Annotated in this window: 17 protein-coding genes and 3 pseudogenes; 15 read left to right on the forward strand and 5 right to left on the reverse strand. The window is 59.3% G+C overall.

Annotated elements, in window-relative coordinates; all coding sequences use genetic code 11:
* On the reverse strand, positions 1-85 hold an 85-nt coding region (locus AB4Z00_RS26140; protein WP_442047793.1), incomplete at its 3' end, for a transposase.
* Positions 86-627: 542 nt separating this feature from the next.
* On the opposite strand from AB4Z00_RS26140, the gene AB4Z00_RS26145 reads away from it, so the two are divergent.
* The 3 genes from AB4Z00_RS26145 (at position 628) to AB4Z00_RS26155 (ending at position 3190) form a co-directional block, all read left to right on the forward strand.
* On the forward strand, positions 628-1083 hold the full coding sequence (locus AB4Z00_RS26145; protein ID WP_442047843.1) for a hypothetical protein: 456 nt from the start codon (positions 628-630) through the stop codon (positions 1081-1083).
* Between the two features lie 804 nt (positions 1084-1887).
* Entirely contained in the window at positions 1888-2490 is a 603-nt protein-coding gene (locus AB4Z00_RS26150) for an ankyrin repeat domain-containing protein (RefSeq protein WP_442047844.1), read from the forward strand.
* A gap of 463 nt (positions 2491-2953) precedes the next feature.
* Entirely contained in the window at positions 2954-3190 is a 237-nt protein-coding gene (locus AB4Z00_RS26155) for a hypothetical protein (protein WP_442047845.1), read from the forward strand.
* 431 nt (positions 3191-3621) lie between these two features.
* On the opposite strand, the gene AB4Z00_RS26160 is transcribed toward AB4Z00_RS26155, so the two are convergent.
* The 3 genes from AB4Z00_RS26160 to AB4Z00_RS26170 all read right to left on the reverse strand — a co-directional run bounded on the left by AB4Z00_RS26160 (position 3622) and on the right by AB4Z00_RS26170 (position 5722).
* On the reverse strand, positions 3622-4107 hold the full coding sequence (locus tag AB4Z00_RS26160) for a HipA domain-containing protein (RefSeq protein WP_442047846.1): 486 nt from the start codon (positions 4105-4107) through the stop codon (positions 3622-3624).
* A 349-nt stretch (positions 4108-4456) separates the two neighbouring features.
* Positions 4457-5500 carry an integrase gene (locus AB4Z00_RS26165; protein WP_442047847.1) on the reverse strand — a complete coding sequence of 348 codons (1044 nt, stop codon included), beginning with the start codon at positions 5498-5500 and terminating at the stop codon, positions 4457-4459.
* Between the two features lie 48 nt (positions 5501-5548).
* Positions 5549-5722, reverse strand: coding sequence for a hypothetical protein (locus AB4Z00_RS26170; protein WP_442047848.1), 174 nt, complete (start codon positions 5720-5722; stop codon positions 5549-5551).
* Positions 5723-6035: 313 nt separating this feature from the next.
* Between AB4Z00_RS26170 and AB4Z00_RS26175 the strand changes: the two genes are divergently transcribed.
* The 3 genes and pseudogenes from AB4Z00_RS26175 to AB4Z00_RS26185 all read left to right on the forward strand — a co-directional run bounded on the left by AB4Z00_RS26175 (position 6036) and on the right by AB4Z00_RS26185 (position 8185).
* Positions 6036-7292, forward strand: a complete 1257-nt coding sequence (locus AB4Z00_RS26175; RefSeq protein WP_442047849.1) for an IS701 family transposase — start codon at positions 6036-6038, stop codon at positions 7290-7292.
* 262 nt (positions 7293-7554) lie between these two features.
* A complete protein-coding gene (locus AB4Z00_RS26180) occupies positions 7555-7800 on the forward strand; it encodes an AbrB/MazE/SpoVT family DNA-binding domain-containing protein (protein WP_442047850.1) in 246 nt (81 codons plus the stop codon).
* Positions 7797-8185 (forward strand): annotated as a pseudogene (locus AB4Z00_RS26185) (type II toxin-antitoxin system VapC family toxin). The gene AB4Z00_RS26180 and the pseudogene AB4Z00_RS26185 overlap by 4 nt, the downstream one beginning before the upstream one ends.
* On the opposite strand, the gene AB4Z00_RS26190 reads toward AB4Z00_RS26185, so the two are convergent.
* On the reverse strand, positions 8182-8433 hold the full coding sequence (locus AB4Z00_RS26190) for a type II toxin-antitoxin system Y4mF family antitoxin (RefSeq protein ID WP_442047857.1): 252 nt from the start codon (positions 8431-8433) through the stop codon (positions 8182-8184). The pseudogene AB4Z00_RS26185 and the gene AB4Z00_RS26190 overlap by 4 nt on opposite strands.
* On the opposite strand from AB4Z00_RS26190, the gene AB4Z00_RS26195 reads away from it, so the two are divergent.
* From AB4Z00_RS26195 to tnpC, 9 genes and pseudogenes are all read left to right on the forward strand, one after another.
* Positions 8320-8562 (forward strand): hypothetical protein, encoded by a 243-nt coding sequence (locus AB4Z00_RS26195; RefSeq protein ID WP_442047858.1) that lies wholly within the window; start codon positions 8320-8322, stop codon positions 8560-8562. The genes AB4Z00_RS26190 and AB4Z00_RS26195 overlap by 114 nt on opposite strands.
* A 466-nt stretch (positions 8563-9028) precedes the next feature.
* Positions 9029-9923: pseudogene (locus tag AB4Z00_RS26200) on the forward strand (tyrosine-type recombinase/integrase).
* Positions 9924-9927: 4 nt separating this feature from the next.
* Positions 9928-11116 (forward strand): annotated as a pseudogene (locus AB4Z00_RS26205) (IS91 family transposase).
* 749 nt (positions 11117-11865) lie between these two features.
* Entirely contained in the window at positions 11866-13407 is a 1542-nt protein-coding gene (locus tag AB4Z00_RS26210; protein ID WP_442047851.1) for an arylsulfatase, read from the forward strand.
* Positions 13408-13807: 400 nt separating this feature from the next.
* Complete coding sequence (locus AB4Z00_RS26215) at positions 13808-14701, forward strand: hypothetical protein (RefSeq protein WP_442047852.1); 894 nt, start codon at positions 13808-13810, stop codon at positions 14699-14701.
* A gap of 232 nt (positions 14702-14933) precedes the next feature.
* A complete protein-coding gene (locus AB4Z00_RS26220) occupies positions 14934-15269 on the forward strand; it encodes a type II toxin-antitoxin system RelE/ParE family toxin (RefSeq protein WP_442047853.1) in 336 nt (111 codons plus the stop codon).
* A gap of 11 nt (positions 15270-15280) precedes the next feature.
* Positions 15281-15568, forward strand: coding sequence for a HigA family addiction module antitoxin (locus tag AB4Z00_RS26225; protein WP_442047854.1), 288 nt, complete (start codon positions 15281-15283; stop codon positions 15566-15568).
* Between the two features lie 290 nt (positions 15569-15858).
* Positions 15859-16395, forward strand: a complete 537-nt coding sequence (gene tnpB / locus AB4Z00_RS26230; protein WP_442047855.1) for an IS66 family insertion sequence element accessory protein TnpB — start codon at positions 15859-15861, stop codon at positions 16393-16395.
* Positions 16396-16467: 72 nt separating this feature from the next.
* Positions 16468-18111 (forward strand): IS66 family transposase, encoded by a 1644-nt coding sequence (gene tnpC, locus AB4Z00_RS26235; protein WP_442047856.1) that lies wholly within the window; start codon positions 16468-16470, stop codon positions 18109-18111.
* Positions 18112-18146: the final 35 nt, after the last annotated feature.

Genomic DNA, 18146 nt, shown 5'->3' on the forward strand with positions numbered 1-18146 from the left:
GGCAAACCTCGACCGTTGGAAGCCCTGCCTCCTGTTCCTTGATCATCCCGATGATCTGCGCCTCGGTGAAACGGCTCTTCCTCATGCGTCTGCTCCTTCTCGTGGGCAGACTCTACATCAGAATGAGGGACCTTTCGGGGGGCAGGTCAAGCCATATTGAGGTTCTCAGGGACTGCATGGTGATTGGCTTCGGCCTTGGCGGTTAAATGCCGGTGGGGCGGACGAGGCGTTAATTGTTGTGCCAGTCCACCCAGCGAAGCGTGGCCTTTTTGACGGCAGACATGCTCGGCGTCGCCTTTATATTCGCACTGGCCTTAGCTGGTAGATTATCATTCGAAATGCGAAGACCGGAGGATTGTAGGATCTACGGTCTTCTTTGCTGGAAAGTCGCTCGAATCGAGCAACAGCAGATTTCCCGCGGCGCGAACAGTCGGACCTCCGACTGTCGGTTTTAAGGTCCGCTTTGTCGGCGGTTGGACGGCGTACCGTCCTAAGATAAATATTTGACTGCTGGGTCCGGGTTTTTCCCGATAACGCCCGGCAGCGTGGTGTAGCATTCTCGAAAGAGTCGAATTGCCTCGACAGAGCCGGTGCGCACCATCGGATTTCTGTCGCTGGGAGTTCCGCGTGACGCCAATCCGCGCGGAACTCCCAAACCTTTCGGAAAACCCATCTTCGGTATCTGGCGGTTCGCTACTTCGCGTGCGGCTGTCTCGATTAAGACCGCCTTCGAATGCCCAGCGGAAAAGCAGAAAAAATAGCGAACTCGAAACCAATTCGGTGGACACGGTGTTGTGGCTTGACCCCCATGGAGTGAGCCTAATGCCAAAAGCAACGTTTGAGAACGTCGATGGTGATGACGTCGAAATCGACAGCGATGATGTCGTGCATCTTGCGGCCGGCGAGGAACCGGAAGTCACGGTAATCGAACTCGAAAATGGAGACCAGATTGAGGTTGTTGCGACCGAACTGGAGGTTGCTGCTGAGCTCGGTCTTAATCCGTTGGAGTATGTCGATGCTGAAGATGATGATGAATCAATCGAAGGCATGGTCGAAGACGAAGGCCTAGATGACGAAGAATGAGATAATGCGGCGGCTAATTTTAGCCGCCGCACATTTCTAGAATCCCAACTTGCAAGTATCATCCTCGATCAGAACAGGTTCGGGCTCATTTTGCGATGCTCGCTCAGGGTGAACGTGACAGTAGCCCGACATCGTCAGACGATGAATTGTCTTATTTACGGCCTGAACTTAAACCGCGGCGGCACTCCCGCAGCTGGAAAATCGATGTAGACAGGACGTGAACGATCACCATCCAGCCTATTCCTAATTCATTCGATTACCGGCAGCATTCCCGCCTCGAACCTCTAGTCTAGTTAGCTCTGTTGGCAGCCGTATCTAAGGGAGATAAGCATTTTTCCTGATCTATTCGGTCGGTAAGTCCATATCTTTTTTGGGAGACCGGAACATTCTCGAACAATCCTTGATTGTTTTCATCGGGAGCAAAGCCGTCTTTTACAAAAGGCGACCTGCGGCAAAGAGCTCCGTCTTCTAAACCGGCATAAGCTCAAAAATTGAACCAGTCAGCCCGCTTCACCGAAAAGCCGATAATCAGGTGGTTATGCGATCTCGGCGGCCATCACAGCGAACAATAGCCGGCTGACAAAAGTGGGAAATAGCCCAACAGGGGGGAGGGCACCCAACCGGGCGGCGGCCGCAATTCGCGGTTACCACTTACACCGCAGGATTGCCCCGCCTCGGCTGCCTTTAACCGATCGCTTCATAGCGTCCGCGAAACTTTCGGAACTCATCGACGCAACCGATGTTGGTGAATGATTGGGCGAGTGCCCAAACAATATCCCTTTTGGGAACGGCGGAGCTTGGCATATGACAGGATCGATCGAAACTCACGGGAAAGCCGGAGCGAGCCGCCGCGATCAACAATCCGTTGACGACCAGCGCCGTGATCAAGGCCCCCTGCGATCTGTTAATGACTCATCTCTCCCATCGCCTGAAAGGATCCAAGAGCTGCTATTTGAAGCGGCGCGGATCGGCCGGGACGATATGATCACCCCCCTGATCAATGCAGGCGCGGATCTGGAAGCCCGCGATATCAAAGGCCATACCGCGCTGGTACTGGCAACGTATAATGGTCAGGAGACCACAACCGGATTGCTCCTCGGGCTGGGCGCGGCGCCTGATGGTGATACGGTGAGCGGGAGCCCCTTAATGGGGGTATGCTTTAAAGGCCACCTCAGGATTGCGAAAAAACTCATTGATGCAGGAGCTGATGTCGACCAGCGCAATTCCGCCGGTCAGACGGCACTGATGATGGCGTCACTCTTTGGTCACCGCGATATTATCGATTTGCTTGTTTCCAATGGCGCCGATCTGCGAGCGATTGACGCGGCAGGAAATGATGCTGTCAGCTTAGCCCGGGCCCAAGGCAACGAAGAGATAGCGTCCTGGCTCATGGAACTGGCATCTTAGTAAAGTCTCACTACCCGCTGCGACCTCTGATAGGAAAGGAACAATGCTCAACCATTGATCATCACCGACTAATGTCACGGCGCTAACAGCTACTGTCTTTCGCGTGCCGAAAGCAGCTTCAAAGAGAACAAGGTTTTGCTTATTTACTATAAGTCGTCGGATGGGCCACACCTTTCGAAGACTACGGCGAAAATCGGCGCCGCTTCTATTTCTTGATGCTCGCCGCGGCTTCGCGAGAGGTCGATCACGTCGCGTGAAGTGCCAAGCAGAGGATGCTTCTTGCATCGCCTGTTTTCGGCGATGGCGAAATCAAACGTTATCACTTGGTTGAGGGGGGAAGGGGGCGATCCCGGACGTAGGGGCGCTCGCCGCTCATTGCAGTGCCCCAGCCACAAGTCGTCGCAGCGTACATCGGCAATTCATCCAGCGAACCGTCTCATGGCTCCTTCCAAAGGAGGCGACTATGAAAATTCTGAAATTATCTCTCGCACTTGCAGCACTCGCTGGCGGCCTCGGAATAGCCGCTACGGCCGACGCACACCCTCGCGATCACCATCGCTACGAGGAGCGACGCCACCACTATCGCGATTATCGCCGCTATGATCGGCCGCGACATTGGAGCGGCCACCGCTATCGCGAAAATCATCGACGCTGCTGGACCGAATGGCGCCACCACCACAAGGTCCGTGTCTGCCGCTAAACCGCGTCCCAAACATGATGATCTCAAAGAAGGTCGGGCCGTCGATAGGCCCGGCCTTCATGCGGCTTGGTTCCTCTCCCCTTGCGAAATCCGAAGCCGAAAAACGCCTAGCTCTCTTGAACAAGACTAGGTGCATCTAGCCAAGCGCTGGTATGATCAAATCTACAGACAAGGTTCACCGATCGACGGTATCGGCTGCGGCGCGGCTATAAGGAAGCCGCACGCTCCAGCGTTGGCCTGACTGGCGGCGTATTCTTTGGCCAGCCTCCGATCACCTATATAAAGCTCAACGCGGCTGAGGTAATCTCTGACATTACAGAACCTCGCCAGCGCTTGGTGATCACCCAGAACGACAAAGCTGTGGCGGTGCTCCGGGTTTGCCAATAAAGTCATATCTGATCATTTTTTGAATCTAACGCGCCAGATATGAATTATCGCGCAAATGCCAGTTCCCTCTCGTCGTGTACGAACGCTGGCTCATATGATCTTGCCAGGAGTCGGGACAGGCCGGCTTCTCCAAGCGAGTTGCGCCATGACGATGACTGTCTGTGCCAGCCCTTGTATGGTGCCGCGGGCTTCCAGCGCGAGCGCCATTGACCGATCAAGCGCGCCGCCTTCCAGAATCTACGTTTCCAGATGCGGGTTGCGGTCGAGTGCAGGATTGACGTCAAAGACCGGCGACAAGCGCCACTGCTCGCCGGCGATATATAAAAAGCCGTGGTTCTTAGGTGGTCGTCCTCGTTGGACACGAGGATGGTAAACGTTAGGCGCCGATGGAGTTCGCGAAAATCTTGCCTGGGCTGGGCCGAGTATGGCCGGATGAAGTCGATGATCTCGGTATAGGACCCCAGTTTAATATCGCTCTTGCCCAGAGCCGTGCGCGCGGAAATATAGGGTATTCGGTTCGCTTTAGGCATTTGCTCAGGAAACCGTGAGCAGCCCTGGACCTCGTATTGGGAGGTCTACGATCGATGGTCGTATCGTTCGCGAACATCCACAACGGTGTCTCACGAAATTCCGGCAGGAGACGACGCATGAGGCGGGTATAGAGCGGCGCATCACCGAACGTGATAATAATCATTATGTTAACTTTGAGCATTTTGCAGCGTATTTGATAGGTCGCAGGGCTGTCGCACTCACAGGATGCGAGGATCCAGGAAAAACGGCACGATTTTCGAAATTTGAAGCCTACCGATGGGAACAGATATGGCACGGGCGACCAAGGCAAAAGCCACCTCAGCAGATGAGCGGCTCCCGTTGTTTCGGCTAGCAATACAGGCGGCCAAGGTTAGCCGATTCTCGGGATCGTCCAAAACGGCGCTTGTGTTGGTCGTTCGCGTTTAATGCCCCGAACGACCAACCCCCCCCCTTCTGAGCGTCGTCCATTTCCGACCGCACCCGCGACAAGACCCGTGCGGCCACCCCGCTCTGGACCTGAAACTGCCGCCCATAGCGCAGCGCCGTGGAGGGCGAAGACCTTCGCAAGGTAGGGGCAATGCCGGCACCGTCCTCCCCAGCGGCGAACAGGTCTTGGGTCAGCCCGCCGCGAAGGCTGTGGGTCGACAGCGCCGCAACGGCAGAGCCTAGTTCGGCGGAGGGCACATCGACCAGCCCCTCGCGTGCTACGGCAAGAGCAATGCGCCGGTAGATCCCGGTGCCCCCCTGCCGGGTCAGGCGGGGATCGCCAACCGTGAAAGTGACCAGCAGCTCCGAATTGTCTGCATCCTCATCGCCGCACCGCGCGTCGGCGGCCTCCTTGGCGCGCTGCCGGCGGCGATCAACCCCGACGCGGCGAAGCAGCACGCCTTCGCCGATCCCGCTTTCCGAGCGCCAGCGCGCAATCCGGCGCATGGTGTCCCCCAAGAGCCACGCCCAGGCTCCGAGACCCTCCTGATCGGTTTTGGAGCGGGGGAGATGGAGGAGCCCGGTGTCATCGCCTTGCGGTCGCAGATCCCTGACCTCGACGGCAGTATACTCGCTGACCCGCAGGCCGGCATCGTAGCCCAGCGATAGCAGCGCGGCGTCGCGCACGCCCTGAACATCGACGCTGCAGGCGTCGAGCAGCACCGAGATCGTGAAGCCGCCGGCACCTCCGAGTTCGCCCCCGAAACGCATCGGCGCCGCCTGGCGCTGCGCGGCGCTTTGGCGGCGATGCTGCGCGCGCAGCGCGTTGCGCACTATCGGCGCCGACCTTGGCGGAGTTTCCCCGCCAAGGTCGAGCATGCGGTGCACAGTGGCGAGACTGGCGATCCGCCGGCTAAGCGTTGCCGGCTTGCCGCCATCGGCCTCGAGCGTGCGCAGGTAGCGCACCAGGTCCTTAGGCTCGGCGGGTAGCGCAGGGCGATGCTCGTGGGCGCATTAGTTGAGCCAGCAGTCGAGATCGACAGCGATCGCCAGCTTGGATGCCGGCACCATAGCCTCGAGCGCGGTTTCGAGGCCGATCGCACTGACCGGCGCCATATCGCTGGGCGCAGCGCGGCCGAGCGTTGCGATCAGTCGTTCATCGGGTGTAGCGGCGTGGGCACGGCGCAAGGCGGCGCGGCAGCGGCCCGACGCTGCGGACGATGATGATCGTCGCGGGTGCTGCCGGCACCGCACCAGACTCAAATGCCGAATGCGAACCAAGATCGACCGCTTGAGGCTCTTCTAACGCAGATGGATCCAGCGCTGAAGGCGTGACTTCTTCGGCCGGCTATGTCTCAAAATTATCTTCGTGACTCACGCCCTGCCCCGTCATTCTGTTGTCCACCATAACTAGCACTACTTTGGCAGAAGTATGATTTTTGGGATTCCCATGCCTCTGATTGCGTGATTCATGGGGAGCCAGCTTTGACGGAGGCTGGCGATGGACGAAGACTGGCAGGCGGATCTTGAGCGTTGGCTCGCGCCTTATCTGGATGCCTTGGGGAACAAGACGCGGCGTCGAATGTGCCCAGCCTATATTGCTGGTCTGATCGGACCCGGTGATCGCAAAAGCATCCAGCCCATGGCAGCCCGCTCAGATGCGATCCCTTATGACCGGCTTCATCATTTCATCGGGGCCGGTCTGTGGGACAGCGCCCCGCTGGAAGCGACCTTATGGAATCAGGCGGATCAATTGGTTGGTGGCGATAGAGCCTGGCTGATCATCGACGACACTGCCTTGCCAAAGAAGGGCAAGGCCTCGGTTGGCGTCGCGCCGCAGTATGCCACGGCGCTCGGGAAGAATGCCAACTGTCAGACGCTGGTGTCGGTGACGCTGGCTTCTAGCGAAGTTCCGCTAATGCTGAGCTTGCGGCTGTTCCTGCCGGAAAGCTGGACGAGCGATACCGCGCGCATGGACAAGTCGGGCGTGCCTGCTCCTTTGCAGGAATACCGTACCAAGCCCGAGATCGCGATCGAGGAGATCGATCGCATCATCGCGGCCGGCGTGCGCTTCGGCTGTGTGCTGGCTGATGCCGGTTACGGGCTGTCGGCTCCGTTCCGGCAGGCGCTGAGTACACGCGGCCTCTGCTGGGCTGTCGGCATCCCCAGGCACCAGAAGGTCTATCCGGCCGACGTGCAACTGATCTTCCCGGTCCCAAGCCGTGGTCGCCCACGGGTGCGGCATGTGCCCAACGTCAAATCCATGGCCGCGCACGCGATGCTCGAAACTGCGAAGTGGCGGCAGGTCAGTTGGCGCAAGGGAACCAAGGGACTGCTGACGGCCCGCTTTGCGGCCATGCGCGTGCGCATTGCCGATGGTGCGCCTCAGCGGATCGGCTCTGCCGGGGCCCAGCACATGCCAGGTGAGGAAGCCTGGCTGGTGGGTGAGCATCGCTCGAATGGCGAGCGAAAATACTATCTCTCCAATCTGCCCGGCGACACTCCAATCAAGGCTCTCGCGGGCGCGATCAAAGCGCGCTGGATCTGCGAACAAGCGCATCAGCAACTCAAGGAAGAGTTGGGGTTGGATCACTTCGAAGGACGATCCTGGACTGGACTTCACCGCCATGCTTTGATGTCGATGATGGCCTACGCCTTTCTGCAGTCCCGAAGGCTCGCTCAGGCGGGGCGGAAAAAAAAGAGTCCTTGGCCCGCCTCCCCAACCCACCTTGCCGGCAGTGCGCCAAGCCATCCTTGACGGCCTGTCTCGCTCACCGCCGGAGCAATGCCCTCACTGCGGATGTAGCCTCATCAGACACTCAACCAAACTTCTGCCAAAGTAGTGCTAGGCTGTATCTACCATAATATCCGATTATGGAATGTGCGTTTAAGGAAGGTGGCACGGGTGAGGGTGAATGTCTCAATTACCGATCTGTGCACCCTATAGCGCATCGTTACCTCCCTTTGCCTTGAAGTATATCATGAGATCATCGCACCCTCTTTGGACATAAGAGCGCCATATGACCGTTCAGATCAATATTACGCCGAAAGGCCGCATGAGCCTGCCGGCAGACATCCGCAGGCGCCTGGGCCTCACGGATGGTGGTGCGATCTATCTCGATGAGACGGACGATGGCGTCGTCCTGCGCACCGCAGCGCAGGCGGTCGCACGTGCGCAGGCCTTGGCAAAGCGCTATACCGGCGACAATCCCGACAGCTCGGTCCAAGCCTTCCTGGCCGGTCGCCGCGAGGATAACGGCGAATGACTGACATCGTGCTCGATGCCTCCGCGCTGCTCGCCATGCACAAAGGCGAGCGCGGTGCAGCCAAGGTTGCCGGTGCCATAGCCGGAGCGCGAATCAGCGCAGTCAATTACGCGGAAGTTGTCAGCCACTTCGTTCATGCCGGGATGCCGAGCGCGAAGTGGACGCCATGCTCGATCCGCTACCGATGACCGTGGTTCCAATCGACAAAGCCCTTGCCCAACTCGCCGGCCGCCTGCGTGCGGTGACCTCGAGCGCGGGTCTGTCGCTTGGCGATCGCTGCTGCCGCGCCCTCGTCCAGCGCGACGGTCTCCCTGCCTGGACTAGCAACCTGGCGTGGAAGACAGTCACCGATGTGGTCCCAGTGAAGATCGTCGCCATTCGCTAAATCAAAGGCGGCGGCGGTGCGGCTGCGTCCACCAACCATTCGGGCCCATAGACGCATGCCCCCTGCCCTTCACCCGGCCGCGAAAGCTGAAGCGAGCATCCCAAGGTCGCCAGCACCACCAGCACCTTTCCCAGTTGGACAGTTTCTTTGCCGCGCTCAAGATCAACGATAAACCGCAGGCCTACACCACTGGCAGCGGCAAGGTCATTCTGGCGAAGACCCTGTGCTTTACGCTCAGCGCGGATCAGATGGCCGATCTCCGCAACACTCTTCAACGTTTCACTCCATTTTCCCGAACAGGAAATATGTTGCCTTATCGCGCAGCAAGTGAATATTTCCCGATCGGTAAATTCAGCTCAATGGAGGCGCGCAAATAGTAAATTATTCCCGATCGGTAAATTTTATCAGACGAACAGCCGAGCCGACAGCGTGTCTTTGGGTATTGGTCGGCAACTGGAGGGAGGTCGTCTCCCCTAGGGCGGCGCGCTGGCGTTGGTGCCGCTGTGCATGCTTTTCTCAATCCGGCGGCCAAGGGTATCATAGCCCTCTCCGGAATCGCGGTGCTGGATGGTCTGATCATGCTCACATCGATCCAGAAGCTCATGAATGAAGGGTGCCCACCTCGCAAGGCAGCACGAGACGGAGCGCTCGCGCGCTTGCGGAAATCGCCACGGCGACAATGGCACGGGATCTGCCGGAAACCGCCCCCACCGGCTTCGCCGACTTGGACGAGCCCGCTTTCGCGGCAGGCGAGCGTGGTGAGAGTAGGGTATATCGTGAAGTTTTGATCTGGCTGAGGTTGCCGTCCCAGAGTGAAGTTCCCTTGAACGAGAGGACCTCACGATGACTACGATCTCCACTCCTGCCCCGATCAGCCTGCTGCGCCCGCGCATGCAGCACGACATAATGAGGCCTGCTCCCGCGCACACAAGACCAGTCATTCGGCACGTCCGGCGCTTCGCAGCCTACCTGGGCCGACCACTCAATACGGCAACCGCAGAGGATCTGCGCAATTTCCAGATCCACCAGCACGAGAGCGGAGCCAGCGCGGGCACCATAAACGGCGCGGTGTCGGCGCTGCGCTTCCTCTACACCGTCACGCTCCGGCGCCGTGACCTGGCGCGCGGACTGATCACGACACGCCGTCCGGACAAGCGCGAAGTCCTCAGCGTTTAGGAGGCTATCCGGTTGCTCGAGGCAGCACCCGGCATCAAGTACAAGACCGCACTCGGCGTTGCTTATGGCGCGGGTCTGCGCGTTTCTGGGGTCCCCCATCTTAAGGTCGACGATATCGACAGCGAGCGCATGCTGATCCGAGGTGAACAGGGCAAGGGGGGGCGCGATCGCAACGGCATGCTGTTGCCACATTTGCTTGAACTGCTCCGTCTGTGGTGACGCAAGGGAAGCGGCGCGGGGTGGGTTTCCGCATGACTGGTTGTTCCCCGGGCGCAGCTACACCGACCCGATCTCCTCGCGTCAACCACACCGCGCGGTTCAAGAAGCCGCCGAGGTCGCGGGCATCCGCAAGCGCATCAGTCCGCACACGCTGCGCCACAGCTTAACCACCCACCTGATTGAACAGGACGTCGATATCCGCGTCATCCAGGTCCTGCTGGGACACGCCAAGATCGACAGGACCGCAGTCTATACCAAGGTCGCAACCCGCACGATCCAGGCCGTCGCCAGCCTGCTAGACCGGATCATCGCTCTGATGGAGGGCAAGGCCCCTCCCGGCTGAGACCGTGCCCACCTCACACGAGGTCGCCGATATCTTCCGCAGCGCCGGGCCAGGCTACAGGGCCGCCCATGGCGGACACCCGAGCCTCGCTCAGCTCAAGGTCATGACGGCGATTGAGAACCCCCGCACCGCAGCCCTGGGCGGCCATGTCGAAGCCTGCGAAGATTCCTGAAATTGGCGTCTCGCCTACAGCTCGTGCCGCAACCGGCATCTCCCCACGTGTCAGGGCGCGGCCGCGAGCACCTAGTTGGCCGAGCGCGAGCCGATCTCTTGCCAGTAGGCTACTTCCACGTGGTCTTCACCCTGCCCGCCGAGATCACTGTCATTGCGCTGCAGAACAAGGCTCTGGTCTACGACTTGCTGTTCAAGACGGAATCGGAGACGATGCTGACCATCGCCGCTGATCCCAAACATCTAGTCGCCCGCATCGGCATGACCGCCGTCCTGCATACGTAGGGGTCAGCGATGACCCACCACCCGCACGTCCACATGATCGTGCCGGGCGGCGGCGTCGCGCACGATCGCAAACGCTGTATCGCTTCCCGGCCGCCTTCTTCTGCCCGTGCGTGTTTTGGGCAATCTGTTCCGCCGTCTGTTTCTTACTCGTTTTGCCGAACCCCATCGCGCCGGCCGGCTCGGCTTCTTCCGGTCACTGGCCGGTCTCGCCGATCCGCGCGCCTTCCAGCGCCATCTCGCCCCTGTCCGCAAGAAGGCCTGAGTCGTCTACGCCAAGCCGCCCTTCGCCGGCCCCGAAGCGGTGCTCGCCTATCTCTCGCGCTACACCCACCGCATTGCCATCGCGAACCGGCGCCTCATTGCCTTCGAAGAGAACGGAGTGACCTTCCGTGTTGAGGATTACCGCCACGACGGCGCCGAACGTCAGCGGGTGATGACGCTCGAAACCCGCGAGTTCATCCGCCGCTTAAAGACGCACGTCCTGCCTCGCGGCTTCCATCGCATCCGCCATTACGGCCTGCTCGCCGCCTCTACACGCAAGGCCCCTGCTTGCCCTCGCCCGCCACCTCCTCGATGTTCCCGCGCCGAGCGAGCCGCAGCCCGAGGAGGCTAAAAACTATCGTCCACCGTGCCCGTGCTGCGGCGGGCACATGCTAATCATCGAGGCCTTCGCCTGTTGGCGCCAGCCACGTGCACCGCCGCCACCGACCGCGCTCGCCCGAATGCCTTCGCCATGACCGGGCATGGCTCGCGCCTCTCCAACTCCGGCAGATCCGCAAGCCGGGCAACCACCCACACGCCTTTCATCTTATAAGCGCCTGGCTCGGCACCCGAAGAACGGTCCGGAAGCCCCTCTCTTCGCTTCCGAAACATTCGGGCACCGTCGCCCCTAGCCCGCCTCGCAACATGCGCGGTGGCCCCAGCCAGATCACTCCAAAGCACAAATCTCCACAGACCAGCCTATGCCGCCCGCGCGGTTCCTCCATATTAAAATATCGTACGCAAGCGCCTGAAATCCTTTGACAAAGCCGGCGTTGAGTGCGTCATTTCGCCTCCCTGATAGCTGACTTTGGTTCCCCAAATTGCAGCTTAATCTGAACGACTTCTCTTGGGACTTTTTGCTCGGTCCGGTTCTGAGCGCACGACTCGAGAAAGCTGACGCTCTCAGCGTGGAACTTGCCAGCATCTCCTTGGCAGCAATGCGCCCAATCTCGCCGCCCAGGAGCGTTTCTCGCGCGCCCGTAAGCGGTCATTCGTTCAGATTGGACCGGCCAATCTGACGGTAGAAAAGCTGCCAGTCGGCAGACGCCCCATCAACGTCTTTAAGCGTCTTGATCCCGATGCCAGAAAGCTGACGCGTCTGCCTCAGTCAGTCACGAACGAGAGATACGCATCTCCGTAGCTTTTCCGACCTGAAGGAGGGGAAACACCGATGGCGTGCTGAGCCAGGCTTCCGCACTTTTCCAGAAAGTCAGGAGCCAGCGACATGCCGAGCAAAAAGCCGAATATTCTAGTCATTTGGGGAGATGACATCGGGATCAGCAACCTAAGCTGTTATTCAGATGGCCTCATGGGGTATCGTACACCTAACATCGATCGCATTGCGAACGAGGGTATGCGGTTTACAGATAGCTACGGGGAGCAAAGCTGCACCGCTGGGCGATCTTCGTTTATCACCGGTCAGAGCGTGCTGCGGACGGGGCTATCCAAGGTTGGTGTGCCGGATGCTCCGGTAGGAATGCGCACGGATATTGTTACAATTGCTTCTCTGTTAAAGGAGCAAGGCTACGCGACCGGGCAGTTCGGCAAGAACCATCTTGGAGATCGCAACGAACATCTCCCGACGAACCATGGCTTCGACGAATTCTACGGTAATCTTTATCATTTGAACGCCGAGGAGGAGCCGGAAATGGAGGACTATTTCCTCGAGCAGGATTTTCCGAACTACCGCAAGCGCCAGGGGCCGCGAGGGGTGATCCATTCTTGGGCTACCACTGAGGACGATGCGACCGTGATGGATCGGGGCGGCAAGGTAGGTAAGCAGCGCATCGAGGACACAGGTCCGCTGACAAAAAAGCGCATGGAAACCTGCGACGAAGACTTTGCGGCCAATGCGCAGCGCTTTATTCGCGAAGCGGAGGATGCAGGGGAGCCATGGTTCGTATGGCTCAACACGACCCACATGCATTTTATGACTCATACCAAGGATGAGAGCCGCGGACAGGCTGGCCGTTGGCAATCCGCCTATCACGATACGATGATCGATCACGACAAGACCGTTGGATCGATGCTCGATCTGCTCGACGAGCTTGGCATAAGCGACGACACGTTCGTGATGTACTCAACCGACAACGGGCCGCATCGTAATAGCTGGCCCGATGCTGGGACCACTCCGTTTCGAAGCGAAAAAAACACCAACTGGGAGGGAGCGTTCCGCATCCCAAAACTGGTGCGCTGGCCCGGCAAAATCAAGGCGGGCACCGTCTCCAACGAGATCGTCCAGCACCATGACTGGCTTCCGACATTTCTCGCGATCGCAGGGGAGCCCGATATCGTCGAGAAGTTAAAAGCGGGCTACGATGCCAATGGCCGAAGCTATAAGAACCACATTGATGGCTTCAATCTGCTACCCTATCTGACCGGCCGAGAAGAAAGAAGCCCGCGCAAGGTCTTCGTTTATATCAGTGACGATGGGGACATCCTGGCTCTAAGGTACGACAATTGGAAGATTATGTTCATGGAGCAGGCCGCGGTCGGCACCCTTAAGGTATGGTCTAATCCATTTACACGACTCAGAATGCCGATGCTGTTCAACCTCAGAACGGATCCGTTCGAGTTTGCGGACCTCACTTCCAATACCTACTACGATTGGATACTTTATCACAGCTTCATCGTCCATGGCCTGACCATAGCCGCCAAGGAGTTCGCAGGAACGTTCAAGGACTTCCCTCCGATCCAGAAGCCGAACAGCTTCACCATCGATGACGCAATCGAAAAAATGGCAGATGCGACCGCAGGGGCCAGCTGAATAACAGCGAATTTATGGACAATTTGGATGGCGGTCGGTTGGCGATCGTTGTTGTAGCGATTGCCGCCGACTTGCTGACGTGAAGATGAGTCCAGCGGGCTATTCGAAAACCCAAATGGCCGGATTCGACATAATGCGATGTATACCGCAGCGCTGAGGAATGGCGACAATTGGTCGAACCACGATGAGAGGGGCATGGCTTAGAGGGCCGCTATCGCCCCCATCAGACCAAAAGCGGCCAGGCAGCTTGCCACCCTTGGCGGTCACTCACAGGCGGAAATCGCGAAACCTGAAGCCGTCCGACTGCAAACGCCCCATTGCCGCCGTTCATTTCATGCTACAGCTGTCATATATAGTCGTCTCGCAGAGACATTAGAGGCTAAATTAAGGAGAACGCTGTTTGCTCGCTTTGACTTTGACTGTCCTCCAAGCTACAACAGCGAGCACGGTAGGTGTGACACTTCAAGATGCGTCGTCCAGTCTGAGTGGAAAGACGCAGTGCGTTTCGTTCAATTGGGCGCCGGATGACGAAAGTACCCCGCGAGCCGCAATCACCGTTCCTATCAAGATCAATGGTGAATTGATCCACCTTCAGCTTGATACCGGTTCCGATGCTACGATCCTTTACGGACGTGCAGCCGACCGCGCAGGATGGATTAGTGAGGGGCGTAATTCGTTTCGCGCCACATCGCTAATGATAGGTTCTACCTCGATCGACAGGCCAGAGATTCATGCTGACCAAGACATTGAAGAAGATGCAAGGCTTGTAGGAACGCTGGGGCTTACGGAACTAATGGGCCGTGTTACTGTGATAGATTACCCTCATCAGCGTTTCTGCCTGTTTTCCGAGGCAGACCTTCCATCGGCATTGAAAAAAGCCCCCTACGTCCGGGCTAACTTGCGCAACTCGAAGCTCTTTGTTCCGGTCGCGGTTGACGCTTTTCAAAGCGACGCTGTGGTATTCGACACCGGCTCGAGTTTGATGCCGCTAAGCGTAGATTTGGCCACTTGGAGAAAGATAACGGGTCTCACCGATGTAGCGCAAGCTCATACCGTTATTAAAGGCACCGCGTGGGGGAAGCCAGTGACAATGGCCGGGGCGCCCGCAGCAGGAACAATGATGGTTGGAAAACTGAACCTCGGAAAGCCAACGGTGTTCACAGATAGCGATCAGCCAACGCAATATGCGAACTGGTCATTTCGTGCTGATGGAGTGATGGGCAACGCCTCGTTTTGGGATGGGATTGTCATCGTCGATCTTACGGCTAAGGTCCGCTTCGGCTTTGTGAAATGACAACGGGATCGAACGGCAGCTAGCCACTAGATGTCGGCCCTTCCAGCGCGAAGATCACTCGCCTTGGATCGGAGGTTGACTGACCCCATCAATCATCGGCAATCGAATGACCGCTAGCCGTGGATCCCGCCGTTCCTGCGGCAAACGATGAACGACCGGGCCTGGTCGACACCTGCCGGGATAGCGGACCGTCAGCAGTTGGGGATCAAAAATTGGCTGCTGAGAGTCTTAAATGGGTCGTTCAAACCCCTTGCGCCCCGTATCACGAGATGATACGTATCGTGTCATGATACGGAGCGCCAAAGGCAAGTTGGTTGAACAGGTATTGGCGGGCAAGCCTGGAAAGGGCTTCCCGAACGATATCTTCCGGGCTGCTCTGCGTAAAATAGCTATGCTTGAAGCAGCGGTAAATCTGGACGACTTGCGGTCGCCTCCGGGCAACAGGCTGGAAGCCCTGTCCGATGACCGAGAGGGCCAGCACTCGATCCGTATCAACGACCAGTGGCGTATTTGTTTCGTCTGGACCGACAATGGCCCGGAAGACGTAGAGATCGTGGACTATCATTGAAGGGAGCCGTCATGACCATGTTGCAAACCCCGGTCCATCCCGGCGAAATTCTCAAGCATGAGTTCCTTGAGGAAATGGGCATTTCTGCTGGAAAGCTGGCGAAGCATATCCATGTTCCCCGCACCCGCATCGAGCGGTTGTGCGAGGAGAGGACTTCGGTCACGCCGGACACGGCCAAGCGTCTGTCCARGGCACTTGGTACGACGCCGGAGTTCTGGCTTAACCTCCAGACGCATTATGATTTGCTGGTGGATCAGGCAGCCGACATCGAAGAAATCAAGCCGCTGTTGGCCGCTTGATTCTCTGCGTGTGATCGCAACGCGAGGCTTTTCCTACACTTCGACTCCCTGAAAGCTCGCAGGTTGAATCCGGCCAGGATCAAGTGCGAAAATTAGAGAGCTGCCCTTCCGGACCTGGAGATCGAACATTGGTTGTCGAGCGGCAACGATGGGTCGACATCCGAAGGGGGGGCGGGACTTAAACGCCRTTCGCGTCCAATGATCCGTACCCATCCGGTGGGCCCCGCCTTGCCGATGAGGTGATCGACCGGTCTTAAGTGCGCTCTTAAGAGTGCGCTTAGGAGCGGTCGATGGGTCAGATCACGGTGTTTTCCGGGCCGGAACGGCGTCGCCGTTGGAGCGACGAGGAACGGGATCGAGGATGCGGACATCGCTCCTTCTGGCCTGCAGCCCGCGATCGTCATCGACCTCGCGCGCGGCAAGCGGATCAGCATCTTTGCGTCGGCTTCGCCGGCGCTGGTGGCCTCAGCCTTGAAGGCGCTGCGATGATCCCTTCGGGTGCGCGGGTGTGGATTGCGATGGGGCACACGGATATGCGCAAGGGGATGCAGGGACTGGCCTTGCTGGTCCAACAGGGCCTCAAGCGCGATCCCCATGGCGGCGATCTGTTCGTGTTCCGCGGGCGCGCGGGATCGCTGGTGAAGCTGATCTGGCACGACGGGATCGGCATGTCGCTCTACGCCAAGCGGCTCGAGAAGGGCCGCTTTGTCTGGCCATCGGCGAAGGACGGGATGGTGTCGCTTACAGCCTCGCAACTCGCCTGCCTGCTCGACGGGATCGACTGGCGGAACCCGCAGTATTCCTGGCGTCCGCAGAGCGCCGGATAGGGACGTCGTTTTCTTCTCCAGCGGAGCATTTTGCGCTTCATTCGGGCGGGTTTCTGTGATTCCATCGCGGCCATGGAAGCCGTCGTTTCGCCCCTTCCTGACGATATCGAAGCGCTCAAGGCGCTGCTGGCGAGCGCGACCCAGCGGGCCAATGAGGCCGAGGCCAAGCTCGCCAATGCCCATGCCCGGGAGAGCGCCACCGAGGCCGTGATCGCGCACCTCAAGCTGCAGATCGCCAAGCTCAGGCGCGAGCAATATGGCGCCAGCGCCGAGCGCACCCGCCGCCTGCTCGACCAGATGGAACTGCAGCTCGAAGATCTCGAGGCCGACGCCGCCGAGGACGATCTTGCTGCCGAGGTTGCGGCCGAGAAGACCGCGACCGTCACCGCCTTCGAACGCAAGCGGCCATCCCGGAAGCCGTTTCCCGAACACCTGCCGCGCGAGCGGGTCGTCGTGCCGGCGCCATGCTCTTGCCCGGCCTGCGGCGGCAGCAGGCTATCGAAGCTGGGCGAGGACGTCACCGAGACGCTCGAGGTGATCCCGCGCGCCTGGAAGGTTGTCCAGACCGTGCGCGAGAAGTTCTCCTGCCGGGACTGCGAGACGATCACCCAGCCGCCGGCGCCCTTCCACGTCGTGCCGCGTGGCTGGGCTGGCCCCAGCTTCCTCGCCATGCTGCTGTTCGAGAAGTACGGCCAGCACCAGCCCCTCAACCGCCAGGCCGAGCGCTTCGCCCGCGAGGGCGTGCCGCTGAGCACCTCGACGCTTGCCGATCAGGTCGGTGCCGCTGCCTTTGCGCTGATGCCGCTCTATCGCCTCATCGAGGCCCATGTCCTCGCCGCCGAGCGATTACATGGCGACGATACTACCGTGCCCGTCATGGCTAAGGTGAAGACCGATACGGCTCGATTGTGGGTCTACGTACGCGATGATCGGCCGTTCGCCGGCGCCGGTCCACCCGCGGCGCTGTTCCACTACTCCCGCGATCGGCGCGGCGAACATCCACGAGCGCATCTCGCGTCATGGTCAGGGATCCTGCAGGCCGACGCCTATGGTGGTTACGGCGAGCTCTACGCTCCCGGCCGCATGCCTGCGCCCGTGCTCGAGGCCGGCTGCTTTGCCCACGCGCGGCGCAAGTTCTTCGAACTGGCCGACGTCGCCAGCGCAGCCCGCAAGAAGAGCCGCGGCGATCATGCCGGCATGATCTATCCAATCGCGCTCGAGGCAGTGCAGCGGATCGATACCCTGTTCGACGTCGAGCGCGGCATCAATGGCAAGGACGCGGCCGAGCGGCTCGCTGTGCGTCAGGAACTGAGTGTGCCGCTCATGGCCGAGCTTCACGCCTGGCTCACCGCCCAGCTCGCCAGGCTGTCGCGCAACCACGATCTCGCCAAGGCCATTAACTACATGCTCCGCCGCTGGGATGCCTTCACCCGCTTCCTCGACGACGGCCGGATCTGCCTGACCAATAATGCCGCCGAACGTGCTCTGCGTTGTGTGCCGCTCGGACGGAAAGCTTGGCTGTTCTGTGGATCCGATCGCGGCGGCCAGCGTGCGGCCACCCTCTACACCCTGATCCAGACCGCCCGCCTCAACGACGTCGATCCGCAGGCTTGGCTCGCCGATGTACTCGCTCGCATTGCTGAGCATCCGGCCCGACAGCTCGATCAGCTAATGCCCTGGAATTGGCAACCAGAACAGCACCCGATCGTCACCTGATCCGAGCTACGTCGCGGCTTTCACCGGATGGCTAC

Origin of the sequence: Novosphingobium sp. YAF33, from assembly GCF_052113265.1 — a bacterium.
Taxonomy (GTDB): Bacteria; Pseudomonadota; Alphaproteobacteria; order Sphingomonadales; family Sphingomonadaceae; genus Novosphingobium.